General features: G+C 45.8%; 13 protein-coding genes. 2 read left to right on the forward strand and 11 right to left on the reverse strand.

The window, feature by feature from the left end:
- Positions 1–92 precede the first annotated feature (92 nt).
- The 6 genes from FS608_RS13845 to FS608_RS13870 all read right to left on the reverse strand — a co-directional run bounded on the left by FS608_RS13845 (position 93) and on the right by FS608_RS13870 (position 7,619).
- Positions 93–731 carry a TetR/AcrR family transcriptional regulator gene (locus tag FS608_RS13845; protein WP_144552151.1) on the reverse strand — a complete coding sequence of 213 codons (639 nt, stop codon included), beginning with the start codon at positions 729–731 and terminating at the stop codon, positions 93–95.
- 16 nt (positions 732–747) lie between these two features.
- Complete coding sequence (locus tag FS608_RS13850) at positions 748–1,887, reverse strand: acyl-CoA dehydrogenase (protein WP_144551707.1); 1,140 nt, start codon at positions 1,885–1,887, stop codon at positions 748–750.
- A gap of 54 nt (positions 1,888–1,941) precedes the next feature.
- Positions 1,942–3,072 carry an acyl-CoA dehydrogenase gene (locus tag FS608_RS13855; RefSeq protein ID WP_144551710.1) on the reverse strand — a complete coding sequence of 377 codons (1,131 nt, stop codon included), beginning with the start codon at positions 3,070–3,072 and terminating at the stop codon, positions 1,942–1,944.
- 78 nt (positions 3,073–3,150) lie between these two features.
- Positions 3,151–4,002 carry a 3-hydroxybutyryl-CoA dehydrogenase gene (locus FS608_RS13860; protein WP_144551713.1) on the reverse strand — a complete coding sequence of 284 codons (852 nt, stop codon included), beginning with the start codon at positions 4,000–4,002 and terminating at the stop codon, positions 3,151–3,153.
- Between the two features lie 78 nt (positions 4,003–4,080).
- Positions 4,081–5,268, reverse strand: a complete 1,188-nt coding sequence (locus tag FS608_RS13865) for an acetyl-CoA C-acetyltransferase (protein WP_144551715.1) — start codon at positions 5,266–5,268, stop codon at positions 4,081–4,083.
- Positions 5,269–5,516: 248 nt separating this feature from the next.
- Positions 5,517–7,619, reverse strand: coding sequence for a 4Fe-4S dicluster domain-containing protein (locus FS608_RS13870; protein WP_144551718.1), 2,103 nt, complete (start codon positions 7,617–7,619; stop codon positions 5,517–5,519).
- 187 nt (positions 7,620–7,806) lie between these two features.
- Between FS608_RS13870 and cls the strand changes: the two genes are divergently transcribed.
- Entirely contained in the window at positions 7,807–9,009 is a 1,203-nt protein-coding gene (gene cls / locus FS608_RS13875; protein ID WP_144551720.1) for a cardiolipin synthase, read from the forward strand.
- A 75-nt stretch (positions 9,010–9,084) separates the two neighbouring features.
- Positions 9,085–10,044 carry a UV DNA damage repair endonuclease UvsE gene (gene uvsE, locus FS608_RS13880; RefSeq protein WP_144551723.1) on the forward strand — a complete coding sequence of 320 codons (960 nt, stop codon included), beginning with the start codon at positions 9,085–9,087 and terminating at the stop codon, positions 10,042–10,044.
- A gap of 49 nt (positions 10,045–10,093) precedes the next feature.
- Here uvsE and FS608_RS13885 read toward each other — a convergent pair whose 3' ends face one another.
- The 5 genes from FS608_RS13885 to speE form a co-directional block, all read right to left on the reverse strand.
- Positions 10,094–10,282, reverse strand: coding sequence for an H-type small acid-soluble spore protein (locus tag FS608_RS13885; protein WP_395947778.1), 189 nt, complete (start codon positions 10,280–10,282; stop codon positions 10,094–10,096).
- 114 nt (positions 10,283–10,396) lie between these two features.
- On the reverse strand, positions 10,397–12,067 hold the full coding sequence (argS, locus tag FS608_RS13890) for an arginine--tRNA ligase (RefSeq protein WP_144551729.1): 1,671 nt from the start codon (positions 12,065–12,067) through the stop codon (positions 10,397–10,399).
- Positions 12,054–12,599, reverse strand: coding sequence for a YwiB family protein (locus FS608_RS13895; RefSeq protein ID WP_144551732.1), 546 nt, complete (start codon positions 12,597–12,599; stop codon positions 12,054–12,056). The genes argS and FS608_RS13895 overlap by 14 nt, the downstream gene beginning before the upstream one ends.
- Positions 12,600–12,691: 92 nt before the next feature.
- Positions 12,692–13,564 (reverse strand): agmatinase, encoded by an 873-nt coding sequence (speB, locus tag FS608_RS13900; RefSeq protein WP_144551735.1) that lies wholly within the window; start codon positions 13,562–13,564, stop codon positions 12,692–12,694.
- 157 nt (positions 13,565–13,721) lie between these two features.
- Positions 13,722–14,549 carry a spermidine synthase gene (gene speE, locus FS608_RS13905; RefSeq protein ID WP_098571562.1) on the reverse strand — a complete coding sequence of 276 codons (828 nt, stop codon included), beginning with the start codon at positions 14,547–14,549 and terminating at the stop codon, positions 13,722–13,724.
- Between the last annotated feature and the right edge of the window lie 122 nt (positions 14,550–14,671).

A 14,671-nucleotide genomic window follows, 5' to 3' on the forward strand; every position in this document is an offset into this window, starting at 1 on the left:
CCTTTTTATAGGCTGTATTAAACTTGGATGGTGATTTTCGCTCCAGGTGCTTCGCGCCCTCCGCTCCAATCAACATCGCCATCCGTTTAACATTACGACCTAGCTTGTGTTGACGAATGAATCCCGTGAAATAATTGCTCCGTTTGCAGTTCAATATATTCATCTAGTGTATATAATTTTTGGAGTGCCCAACGGCGGAACGCCCACATTTGTCCCTCGACAATAATGTTATGGGAAATTAGTTCGATCTGTTTTTCCGACAACTCCAGTTCGCCGTTTTCAACACAGCGGACAATCAGGCTCTCAAACATCGCCGCCATTTCGATTTCTTTTTTCAGCACATAGGGAAGCGCATCTTTCGTCAGCGATTTTGCTTCTTGATACATGACTAGTACTTCATCCTGCATTTCATCCACTACCCGGAAATAATGCCCGACCCCTAGCTTCAGACTTGCTAGGGTTCCTTTTTTCTGTTCAAGGTCCTGCTCGAGGCGCTCGCTCACATGTTCATAAATGCTGTCACAGACGAGATACAGGACATCTTCCTTTGAACGGATGTATTCGTAAAGGGTCCCAATACTGAATCCTGCAGCTTTGGCGATTTCCCTCGTCGTCGTCCGGTGAAAGCCTTTTTCCTTAAAAAGGCTGACAGCCCCTTTAATCATTTGGTCCCGCCGTTTCTGAACAAGACGTTCATCCTTTACAGAAGCCAGTACTTCTCGTTTTTTTATCATGTTCTAACCCGCCTTACTTCGTGATCATCCGCGAGATCACAAGTCGTTGAATTTCTTGTGTGCCTTCATAGATTTGGGTAATTTTCGCATCGCGCATGAAGCGTTCAACTGGATAATCCTTTGTATAGCCATAGCCGCCAAAGACCTGAACAGCCTCAGTTGTCACCTTCATCGCGGTATCGCCCGCAAATAACTTCGACATCGCCGATTCCTTGCCGTACGGCAGGCCTTGCGACTCGAGCCATGCGGCTTGGTATGTTAATAGTCGGGAAGCCTCAATACCTGTGGCCATATCTGCGAGTTTAAAGGCAATCCCTTGATTTGCGACGATTGGTTTACCGAATTGATGACGTTCCTTGGCATAGTCCGCGGCTGCGTCAAGCGCACCTTGAGCAATCCCCACAGCTTGAGCGGCAATACCGTTGCGGCCGCCATCAAGGGTCATCATTGCAATTTTAAATCCTTCACCTTCTTCGCCAAGGCGATTAGCAACCGGTACCTTGCAATCTTCAAAAATAATTTCGGTAGTCGGTGAGGATCGGATCCCGAGTTTCTTTTCTTTTTTCCCAACCGAGAAGCCTGGGAAGTCGCTCTCGATAATAAATGCAGTTGTTCCTTTTTGTCTGCTTGACGGGTCGGTTAACGCAAACACCACATAAATGTCCGCTACACCACCATTAGTAATGAAAATCTTCGATCCATTGAGGACATAATGATCACCTTCGAGACGGGCTGTCGTTCTCATTCCGCCCGCATCCGAACCGCTGCCAGGCTCTGTTAAGCCGTATGCGCCAATTTTCGTACCTTCTGCCATTGGGCGAAGGTAGGTTTGCTTTTGCTCCTCGCTGCCAAATTTATAAATCGGCCAGCCCGCTAGAGAAGTGTGGGCTGAGAGCATAACGCCTGTTGATGCGTCAACGCGGGAAAGCTCTTCTACTGCGATACAGTAAGCAAGATAGTCACTGCCAATGCCGCCGTACTCTTCCGGCCAAGGAATTCCGGTTAAACCCAACTCCGCCATTTTTTCAAAAATCTCGCGGTCAAAGCGTTCTTCCTCATCGCGCTCCGCTGCTGATGGGGCCACTTCATTCCGGGCAAAATCACGAACCATTTTCCGAATCATTTCATGTTCTTCAGAGAGTTTAAAGTTCATTTCAAGTCCTCCTAGTGGGTATGTTTAAGGCTGATTTCGCATAAAGAGCCATAATTACAAATGCTTACTAATCACAATTCGTTGAATCTCGCTCGTGCCTTCATAAATTTCAGTAATTTTTGCATCACGGAAATAGCGTTCGACCGGATAATCTTCGGTATAGCCGTAACCGCCGAATACTTGAATCGCTTCAGTGGTCACTTCGACCGCTGTTTTAGTTGCGAATAATTTCGCCATTGACGCTTCCAACGTACATTTTTTGCCGTGTGTCCGTAAATACGCTGCGCGATAGACCAATAGTTTCGCTGCTTCCACACTGGTCGCCATGTCAGCTAACTTAAAGCCAATCCCTTGTTGAGCGGCAATCGGCTTTCCGAATTGGTGACGGTCCCCAGCATAGGCGGTTGCGGCTGACAGTGCGGCCTCAGCAATCCCAAGTGCCTGGGTCGCAATCCCAATGCGGCCGACATCAAGGTTGGCCATCGCAATCTTAAAGCCTTCCCCCTCGGCACCCAGCAGGTTTTCAGCCGGAACATGCATATCTTCGAACGTGAGTTGGACCGTTCTCGAGCCATGTAAGCCCATTTTCTTCTCGTCTTTGCCGACGATAAAGCCAGGGGTATTTTTTTCAACAATGAATGCGGAAATCCCCTTGCTGCCTAGTTCCGGATTTGTTTTTGCAAAAACAATATAGACATCCGCCTCACCACCGTTCGTAATGAACACCTTCGATCCGTTGATAACGTAATGGTCGCCCTTCTTGACGGCCCGGGACTTTAAGCTGGCGGCATCCGAACCAGAACTCGGTTCCGTTAAGCAAAACGCACCGAGATACTCCCCTGAAGCCAGCTTCGGCACGTATTTCTCTTTCTGTTGTTCGGTTCCAAAATAAAGGATCGGGTTCGTGCAGACGGAGGTATGGACAGAAAGAATCACCCCAATGGTTGCACTTACCTTGGAAAGCTCATGGATTGCTAAAATATAAGAGGTGAAGTCCATCGCCGCACCGCCGTATTTTTCAGGGACAGGAATCCCCATTAAGCCTAAGGCTCCCATTTTGCGGAGGATTTCGCGCGGAAATTCCCCTCTCTCCATATTTTCAATAAATGGGACAATTTCGCTGTTAGCAAAGTCGCGGACCATTTTTCGCATCATTTCTTGTTCTTCGGTGAATGTAAGATTCATGTTGGTCTCCCCTTTGGAAGAATGTACTATCGTGGTACTCATCATTATCACGACCCCTTTTTCGAAGAAATGCTGTGTTTATTCGTACGTATAAAAACCGCGCCCTGATTTCTTGCCAAGCCAGCCTGCTTTCACATATTTGCGCAGGAGCGGACATGGACGGTATTTGTCATCACCAAAGCCTTGGTGAAGCGTTTCCATAATATAGAGACACGTATCCAAGCCGATAAAATCAGCCAAGGTTAACGGCCCCATCGGATGGTTCATGCCGAGTTTCATCACTTCATCAATGGCTTCCTTCGTGGCCACACCCTCATAAAGTGTATAAATCGCTTCGTTGATCATTGGCATCAAAATGCGATTGGAAACAAACCCTGGGAAGTCGTTCACTTCAACCGGTACCTTGCTCAAGGTTTTTGTCATATCTTCAATCACTTGGTAGACTTCATCGGATGTTGCAAGACCGCGAATGATTTCAACGAGCTTCATGACTGGAACCGGGTTCATGAAGTGCATACCAATCACTTTTTCCGGACGCTTGGTAGCTGCAGCAATTTCAGTGATAGGTAAGGATGAGGTATTGCTCGCGAGTATCGCGTGTGCTGGGGTAATTTCATCAAGTTGGGCAAAGATGCTGGTTTTAATATCCATGTTTTCAACGGCAGCTTCGATGACGAGGTCGACGTCACGGGCATCGTTCAGGTCAGTAGACACGGTAATGTTGCTGAGAATTTCTTGTTTTTGCTCTTCAGTGAGGCGCCCTTTATCAACGTTGCGTGTAAGTATTTTATTGATTCCGGCTAGGCCGCGTTCCACAAACTCCGGTTTTAAATCATTAAGTACAACCTTGTACCCTGCCTGTGCACAAACTTGGGCAATCCCGGAGCCCATTTGTCCTGCACCAATGACCATTAGTTTTGAAATCTTCATTCTTTCCCCTCCAAGAAGGCCGGAAGTGAATCCGACCTAGAATTTTTTATATTTGGTATCTACTAATCTTAAAAACTATTATCCGCGCGGAACCTCAATCATCACCGCATCGCCCTGACCGCCGCCGCTGCAGATCGCGGCAATTCCAATTCCGCCGCCGCGGCGCTTTAATTCATGCATTAATGTAAGAATAATCCGTGCTCCGCTCGCCCCAATCGGGTGACCATATGCGACCGCACCGCCATTGACATTGACCTTTTCTGGATCCAAATTGGCAATTTTCCCGCTGACTAAAGCCACCGCCGCAAAGGCTTCATTAATTTCAAATAAATCGACTTCGTCTACCGTTTTGCCTGTTTTTCGTAACAGCTCATTAATCACAATTCCCGGTGTTTTCGGAAAATCCTTTGCTTCCACTGCAACCGCTGCATGACCAACAATCACTGCTTCGGCAACACGGCCTTCGCGAACCGCTCGCTCTTCACTCATTAACACGAGGGCTGCCGCACCGTCATTGACACCTGGTGCATTTCCAGCAGTAATCGTTCCCGTTGAATTAAATACCGGTGCTAATTTAGCCAGACGCTCTAGCGACGTATCTTTTCGTGGTGCTTCATCTGTCGCAACCACGACCGGAGCTCCTTTGCGCTGTGGAACCTCTACCACGACGATTTCTTCCGCTAACTTCCCACTCTCAATCGCCGCAAGCGCGCGCAAATGACTTCTAAGTGCCCACTCATCCTGTGCCTCACGGCTGATTTCCATATCTTTGGCCGCTTCATTTCCGTAAGTCCCCATGTGAACACCAGTAAAACTGCAGGTTAAACCGTCATGAATCATTAAATCCTTCACTTGTGCGTCTCCCATGCGGAAGCCCCAGCGTGCTTTTGGAAGTACATATGGGGCGTTGCTCATCGATTCCATCCCGCCGGCCACAATCACTTCCTCATCGCCAGCACGGATGATTTGATCGGCTAATGTGACACTGCGCATCCCGGACGCACATACTTTATTAACCGTTTCTGTTTTCACTTCCCATGGCAATCCTGCGAGACGTGCCGCCTGGCGCGATGGAATCTGTCCCTGTCCCCCTTGTAAGACCGTTCCAAGAATGACTTCCTCGACCTCTTCTGGCTTCACGCCCGCACGAACTAATGCCTCTTTTACCGCGATTCCCCCTAACTGTGATGCAGTAAAGCTGCTCAAACCTCCTCCTAATTTTCCAAAAGGTGTTCTAACCCCGCTTAAAATAACCGTTCTACCCATCTTACACACACTCCCTATTCATAATATTCAGATTAACTTTCATAAAAAAATAGATCCGGTGACTGAACGCTCGCTCGGACACAAGCCAAAAAAGAAACGCAGCCCTCTGCTTTTTTAAATGGTAATGTAAGCGTTTTATTTATATATATATTTTACATAAAAAAGCGTAGAAGTTGAAATATTTTATACGTAATTTTAAAAATTTTACGAATTAAATAAACAAATCAATTTCTACACTTCATCAAAACCTAAGCGACTTCTCCACAAACGGCCTTTTCAAGCAGTTCCGCTACATCGTATGTCGATACCTTTTCTTCGACCTCTTTGGCCTTCGTTCCATCCGAGAGCATTGTTAAGCAGTACGGACAGCCAGAGCTGATGACCGACGGATTAACAGCAAGTGCCTGTTCGGTTCGTGCCACGTTAATGCGGTGTCCGGTTTCTTCTTCCATCCACATCAAGCCGCCGCCTGCACCACAACACATCGCTTTCTCGCGGTTCCGCTCCATTTCAAGGAGTTTCACACCTGGAATCGATTTTAGAATCTCGCGCGGGGCATCATAGACATCATTGTAGCGCCCTAAATAACAGGAATCATGGAAAGTAATCGTCTCATTTACCGAATGTTTCGGTACGAGCTTCCCATCACGAACCAGCTCATAAAGGACCTCAGTATGATGGAACACCTCGACATCTGTTAAGCCGAAGTCAGGATATTCATTTTTGAAAATATTATAAGCATGCGGATCAATCGTGACGATTTTCTTGACTTCCGCTTTTTCAAACTCCTCAATATTTTTCGCTGCCAGCTCTTGGAACAAGAATTCATTGCCGAGACGGCGCGGTGTATCGCCAGAGTTCTTCTCTTTATTTCCGAGGATGGCAAATTTGATTCCAGCTTCATTGAGCAGTTTCGCAAACGATAAGGCAATCTTTTGGCTGCGGTTATCGTAAGAGCCCATTGCCCCTACCCAGAAGAGGTATTCAAATTCCTCGCCTGCTTTGTTCATTTCCTTCACGGTTGGTACATGAACATCCTCGCGGGCTTCACGCCATGTTTCACGTTCTTTTCTGTTCAAGCCCCACGGATTGCCTTGGCGTTCGATATTGGTCATCGCACGCTGTGCATCGGCGTCCAATTTTCCTTCTGTTAACACTAAATAACGGCGTAGATCGATAATTTTATCTACATGCTCGTTCATGACTGGGCATTGATCCTCACAATTTCGGCAGGTCGTACAAGCCCAGATTTCTTCCTCGGTGATTACGTCACCAATCAAGCTAGGATTGTAGACTGCAGCGGCCGCAGATTCTTGTGCACCTTGACCTGCTGACGCAAGGGCAAGCTGATTCCCCGTCGTGTTCCCAAAGGCAAAGGTTGGCACCCACGGCTGTTTCGAGGTAACAACGGCACCATGATTGGTTAAGTGATCACGCAGTTTAACGATTAAGTCCATTGGTGACAGCATTTTCCCTGTCCCCGTAGCCGGACACATATTCGTGCAGCGGCCGCATTCCACGCAGGCATAAAAATCGATCATTTGGTGCTGCGTGAAATCTTCTAATTTTCCAACCCCAAACGATTCCTGGGTTTCATCTTCAAAATCAACCTTTTTCAGTTTTCCTGGTTTATCTAAACGGTTAAAATACACATTCGCAGGTCCCGCAATTAAGTGGGCATGCTTGGATTGCGGTACGTACACTAAGAAGGTTAACAAGAATAATAAGTGCGCCCACCAGGCAATGTAGAAGATTACAATGGAGGCAGTTTCACCAATCCCTGAAAAAATAACGGAAATCAACGATGCGATCGGCTCGGTCCATGACGTCTCTTCCCCATGCCAGATGAGACTCATCCCATTGCCTAGTAACACAGAGAGCATTAAGCCGCCAATGAAAATAAGAACCAGACCTGATTTAAAGTTGCGCTTTAAGCGGACTAATTTTTCGACATACCGGCGGTAAAAGGCCCAGATGACTGCTACTAAGATCATTAATGTGACAAGCTCTTGGAAAAATGTAAACCCTGCATAAAGCGGTCCAAGCGGAAGGTGTGCTCCGGGTTTAATTCCTTTGATAATAAAATCAATGGCGCCAAATTGGACGAGGATAAAGCCATAGAAGAACATGACGTGCATGATCCCGCTTTTTTTATCCTTGAGCAATTTCTTTTGGCCGAACACATTGACCCAAATTTTGCGGAGCCGCTCTTTGACATTGTCATCGAACTCAACCTTTTTCCCGAGCTTAATAAATTCGATCCGGGTCTTGACCACATACACGAACAAGCTGATTGCGTAAGCGGTTACAATAAGAAACGCAATCAAGTTAACCCAAAGTAATCCATTCATAGTTATGCCCCTTTCTTTGTTATCCACTGATACAACTTTGAAAATAATTAATTTTCAGAATCTATACTTAACTCTATTATATTATGAATGAGCGTTCAGTCAAATGAATTTTTGTAAAGTTGCATTAACTTATAGAAAAAGGTGCTTTCGGAAAAACTAATGAAACTGATTGGAGGAAAGAACCCATATGAAAGTGGCACTCATGTTGAGCGTACTCCTTATTCTCATCATTATATGGCTCGTTTTGGATTTTCATTTAGGTAGAAAGAAGCATCTTTCCATTGTCAGTAGAAGGGAAACGGCCATTATTCATGGTGACATTGATATTTTTACGCACGGAAAAAAATTGTTTGCCGACTATTTTCATGAACTGCGGAATGCGGACAAGCATATTCATGTGCTCTTTTATATTGTCAAAGACGATGCGATCAGTCAGGAATTTTTATCTATTTTAAAAGAAAAGGCCCGTGCAGGGGTGGAAGTTAGGCTGCTCATCGACCGGCTCGGCAGCTGGAAGGTGAAGAAAGCGGTGATTCAGTCGCTCCGGGAGGCGGGTGTTCGCTTTGCTTTTAGCAATCATATTAAGCTTCCCTTTCTGTTTTATTCTTCTCAGGTCAGGAATCACCGAAAAATCACAATTATTGACGGGGAAATTGGCTACCTCGGTGGTTTTAATGTCGGCAAGGAATATATCGACGAGGAGCCATCCTTAGGGATTTGGCGCGATTACCATATGAAAATTACCGGCCGGAGCGTTAATTTTTTGCAAACGGAGTTTTTGATCGATTGGCGTGAATACGCCGGCGAGGATATCATGGATTATCCGTCCTATTTCCCAGTCCTAACTGATGGTCAGGTCCGGCACCGATTTGTTCCGACAGAGGCTCACCAGTTAGAACAGAATTATCTTACGCTTATTCACCAAGCTGACAACTCCATCATTATTGGTTCGCCCTATTTTATCCCCTGTCAAAAAATCTTAGCGGCGTTACTAGCTGCCTTAGAGCGCGGAGTTCATCTTTCGGTGATTGTCCCCTATGCAGCAGACCATCCACTGGTCCAAGAGGGCTCGTTCCGCTATTTACGTAAATTGATTCGAGCAGGTGCTGATGTTTTTCAATATAAAAAGGGGTTTTACCATGCAAAGACACTCGTGATTGATGACAAAATCTGCGATATCGGCACAGCTAATTTTGATAAAAGAAGTATGTATTTAAACAAGGAAATTAATTGTTATATATATGACCCGGCCTTTATTCAACGTTTGATGGAGATTTTAAAAAAGGATATTGCGGACTCTGTGCCGCTGACATTAGCTGTCCTTAACAAACCGAACCCAATTCGTACCTTCAAAGAAGGCTTCGCCGCTGTAATCTCTTACTTTTTATAAACCATTATTGTCCACGGATGGTGTCAGGCACCATCATTAGGCACAATTTAAAAAAGCACCTAAGGAGTTATTGTCATGAAGATTCGGTTTGGTTATGTTTCACATGCGATTAGTTTGTGGGATGCTTCGCCGGCGAAGGCGCTGACGTTTACTCGGTATCAGCAGCTAAGCCCTGAAGAGCGTGTGGAAAAGCTGCTTGAGGTGACGAAGCAGAATTTGAATCATACCCTGCGTATGCTCTACTACAATCTTGCTCACGAACTTGAACTCTATAGGATGTCCAGTTCGATTGTTCCGCTCGCAACCCATCCGGAGGTGAATTGGGACTTTGTGACTCCTTTTCGTACGGAATGGCTAGAGATTGGCGAGCTGGTGAAAAAAAAGAAATTAAGGGTCAGTTTTCACCCGAATCAATTCACCTTGTTCACCTCACCGCAAACAAAGATTACCGAAAACGCCGTGGTTGATATGCAATACCATTATCGTATGTTTGAAGCGATGGGGCTCGAGCAGGAAGGGCTGATTAATATCCATATTGGTGGTGCCTATGGTGATAAACAAAAAACTCTACCGCGATTTCATCAAAATTTAACGACACTGCCCGCGCCTATTAAAAAGGTGATGACATTGGAAAATGACGATAAAACGTACAACGCTGAAGAAACGTTAGCAGCCTGTGAAAAGGAATCAATTCCGCTTGTGTTCGACTATCACCACCATATGGCCAACTTGTCCGAGACAGCGCTCGAGGAACTGCTGCCGCGGATATTCCGAACTTGGGAGCATAGGCCGCATCTCATTCCGAAGGTCCATATTTCCTCTCCTAAAAACGAGAAGGAGTTCCGCTCCCATGCTGATTTTGTTGATCCGGAATTTATCATGCCGTTTTTGAAAATGGTGCGCGAAATCGGGGCTGATGTTGATTTTATGATCGAGGCCAAAGCAAAGGATCAAGCGGCACTGAAATTAATTGAAGATCTAAGCAAGCTTAGGGGTTATAAGCGGATTAGCGGCGGTACGGTGGAGGTTAAATAAATAAGCCTTGTAAAAAAAAGAGTCTTCGAACCCTCTCGAAGACTCTTCACTATTCCTCAATTAAATTTAAGACCGGAACATCACGCTCATTATCCGGGTCATTCCTTGAATAAATTCTCGCTACTTTTGCTGCCTCATCCACATGTTGAATAATCACTGGCGTTCCTTCGTAGGTAACATGAATCATTTCGGCAGATTCAACAATTTCCTTAGCTCGTCCCACATTCATCGGTTTCATCCACTCCTAGCTTTAATGTCCCTATTAGTATTTGCCATTATTTAGTTACTATTCATTTATATGGACAAGCCCATAAAAAAAGCCCCCTTACCGAAGTAAGAGAGCCATCAACCATTACATTTTTTCCGGAGCGGAAACCCCAATCAACGCCAGCGCATTGCGGAGCGTAATTTGCACAGACCGCACCAACCCGAGGCGGGCCTTAGTGCGCTCGACATGATCAAGGTCAAGCACCTTTTCTGCATTATAAAAACTGTGGAATGTCGACGCCAATTCTACGATATAGTTCGTAATCCGGTGTGGGACACGCTTTATTGCGGCCTCTCCTACAGCTGCCGGGAACTCCCCAATCTTCTTCAATAAATCCATTTCCTTCTCCGACGTTACCAATGAAAAATCAGCATCCGCTGATACTTGAACACCCTGCTCGTCTCCAGAACGCAAGATACTAGAAATCCGCGCATGGGCATAGTGGGCATAATAAACTGGATTCTCATTCGACTCCGATACCGCTAAATCCAAGTCAAAATCCATATGCGTATCCGAACTGCGCATCGCAAAGAAATAACGTGTCGCATCGAGGCCGACCTCATCGACCAAATCACGCATCGTTACCGCTTTACCGGTCCGCTTACTCATCTTCATTTTCTCGCCATTTTTATAAAGATGAACGAGCTGTATAATTTCCACCTCTAGAGTTTCACGGTCATAACCTAACGCCTGAAGTGCTGCCTTCATCCGCGGAATATAGCCGTGATGATCCGCACCCCAAATGTTAATCAACTTTTCAAAACCGCGGTCCAACTTGTCCTTGTGATATGCGATATCCGGTGTTAAATACGTATATGAACCATCTTGCTTAATCAACACCCGGTCCTTGTCATCGCCAAATTCCGTCGAACGGAGCCACGTCGCACCGTCTTCCTCATACACATAACCGCTCGCACGCAGCGCAGCCAAAGCCTCATCAATTTTTCCATTCTTATAAAGCGAAGTCTCCGAGTACCAAACATCAAAGCCAACACGGAAATCCTCTAGATCCTGCTTCAGCTTCGCCATTTCATATTTCAGGCCGTACTCACGGAAAAACTCTTGGCGCTCGTCTTCGGACACATGCACATACTTGTCCCCAAACTCCTCTGCCATGGTTTTCCCAATGCCAATAATGTCCGCACCATGGTAGCCGCCCTCCGGCATCTCTTTTTCCAAACCTAGTGCCTGAAAATAACGCGCCTCCACCGACAATGCAAGATTATTAATCTGATTACCCGCATCATTAATATAATACTCACGCGAAACATCAAAGCCCGCCTTCGCTAAAATATTGCAAAGCGAGTCACCCACCGCCGCACCGCGGGCATGTCCAAGGTGCAAGTCACCCGTAGGATTCGCCGATACAAACTCGACCTGAATCTTTTGGCCGCCGCCAACTGTGGTCTCCCCGTACTTTTCCCCAGCATTCAGTACCGTCGGAATCAGCTCGGTTAAATAACTATTATTCATATAAAAATTAATAAATCCTGGCCCCGCGATCTCAATTTTTTCAATCGAAGCTTTGGAACGGTCAATATTCGCAACCAGCGCTTCCGCGATCACCCGCGGCGCCTTTTTCGCGACCCGAGCCAGCTGCATCGCCATATTTGTGGCATAATCGCCGTGCGCCTTCTCCTTCGGTGTTTCCAGAACCACATCGAGAATCTGCTCCTCCGCCGCCAGTTCAGCCTTCAGCACTGCCGCCCGAATCTCTTCTTTTAACTTACTTTGCACTTGTTCAACTATGTTCATTGTTATCCTCCTGAAAGGTAATTTCCAAATGGTATGTACCAGCAGGTGAGCCCTGCATTGAAAAATCATAAAGAATGTCAATCAAACCAGCAGTATGCTCGATCCGTTTGGCCAGCGTGATCGTCTCAAAGGACCCAAACGGCATTTCATAACTGCCGCGGAGCTTCTTGTGCAAACGAAACGGCAAGCGCATCTTCACCGCACCACCGCGCAAAATCAGCGCCTCATCACCAGCCACCTTGACAATCGTCCGAACGGTGCCCTCATCCTGCACCTCTTCATACTTAAGAAACGAAGCACCATCTTTTTCAAGATAGCGGCCAAACACCGCCAGCTCGTAAACTTCCTTGCCGCCTTGCTGATGAATCGTTGTTTTTACATTAATTTTCATCGGAATTTCAGTCGTAGACAAACCTAATGGCACTTCCCTTTTTTCTTTTTTAAAAAGGAACTCAGTTTCATTCTTTGGAATGGTTCTAGTCCTAGTAATTGACGTTTCTACTTTAATGCATACTTTTTCTATTATAAACATTGCTGGTGAACAAATCAAAAAATGCCTGACCATAAAAGTGTCAGGCACTAAAATTTAGAATTGTCTAGCTCCAGGCGCTTCCGCTTTTCTAATTATTTCACCCAGCCAAGAAGCATTTCACGGATTAATTTACTAGCGGTGTTCGCTGTTTGCTCGGAAGGATCATAAATTGGCGCTACCTCAACAAGGTCACCGCCGACTACGTTCACTTCGGAACGGGCAATCGCATGAATAGAAGCAAGCAGCTCTTTTGAAGTGATACCGCCGCAATCCACCGTACCTGTACCCGGTGCATGCGCTGGATCAAGGACATCAATATCAATTGTCACATAGACCGGACGGCCAGCAAGAGTCGGGAGGATTTCTTTTAACGGCTCTAGCACCTCAAATTTGGAAATATGCATTCCGTTTTGCTTCGCCCACTCGAACTCTTCCTTCATTCCAGAACGGATCCCGAATGAATAGACATTGCTCGGCCCAATGTGTTCCGCTATCTTGCGGATTGGAGTCGAGTGCGATAACGGTTCTCCTTCATAGTGCTCACGCAAATCTGTGTGGGCATCAAAATGGATAATTGCTAAATCCGGATATTTTTTATACATAGCTTTCATTACCGGCCACGAAACAAGATGCTCACCGCCCATGCCAAGCGGGAACTTGCCGGCAGCAAGGATTTGATCAACAAAGTCTTCAATCATGTCGATGCTCTTTTGCGGATTTCCAAATGGAAGCGGAATATCGCCAGCATCATAGTATTTTACCTCTTCTAACTCGCGGTCAAGGTAGGCGCTGTACTCCTCTAAACCGATCGACACCTCGCGGATGCGGGCCGGACCAAAGCGTGAACCTGGGCGGTAACTAACCGTCCAATCCATCGGCATCCCGTATAATACAACCTGACTCTCCTCAAAATTCGGATGACTCTTAATAAACACATTCCCTGAATACGCCTCATCAAAACGCATCTATGTATCCCTCACTCTCTATCTAGTACCTATTACGGTCCCTTAAATGATTTATTGTCGACCGTAGGACTTCTTTTTTCTCAAGTTGAGTCGTCAAGAAGCCCTATTGTCGACTAAGACCCCTTTTTTTCTCAAGTTCGGTCGTCAAGACCACCAATTACTTCACCAAATCCCCAACAAACTTCGGCAGCACGAATGCTGCTTTGTGCAGTTCTTTAGTATAGTACTTTGTTTCAATCTCATGGAAGCGGTCTTCGCTTACTTCTAATGGATCATATTTCTTTGAACCGATCGTGAATGCCCACAAGCCGCTTGGATACGTTGGGATATTCGCAACGTACAAACGAGTAATCGGGAAGATCTCACGAACATCGCGTTGGACGTTACGAATCAAATCCGCTTTGAACCACGGGTTATCCGACTGCGCCACAAAGATGCCGTCTTCTTTCAATGCCTTTGAAATTCCGGCATAGAACCCTTTAGTAAATAAGTTTACAGCAGGACCGACTGGCTCGGTAGAATCCACCATAATCACATCATATTGATTATCACTGTTCGCAATATGCATAAAACCGTCGTCCACTTGGACATCGACACGCGGGTCATCGAGCATGCCTGCAATCTCCGGCAAAAATTTCTTTGAGTACTCAATTACTTTGCCATCAATGTCAACAAGCGTCGCTTTTTTCACGCTTGGGTGCTTTAACACTTCACGAATGACACCGCCATCTCCGCCGCCGACAACTAGGACATTCTCAGGATTCGGGTGCGTAAATAACGGAACATGCGCCACCATTTCATGGTATACAAACTCATCGCGGACCGATGTCATCACCATGTCATCTAAAAGAAGCATGTTGCCCCACTCTTCAGTTTCAATCATATCTAGTTTCTGAAACTCAGTTTGTTCTGTATGTAAGGTTTTATTTACTCTCATCGTGATTCCAAAATGTTCGGTTTGTTTCTCTGTAAACCAAATTGACATGCTTACCGCTTCCTTTCAACTGATCTCAGTTTTATACATACCACGTAATCATTCAATTTTATAGTACCCAAACCATTGAATTACAAACACAAGAAAAAGTCTAGCAAAATTTAAATAAATAC

The sequence above is a fragment of the Bacillus sp. X1(2014) genome (assembly GCF_007678255.1).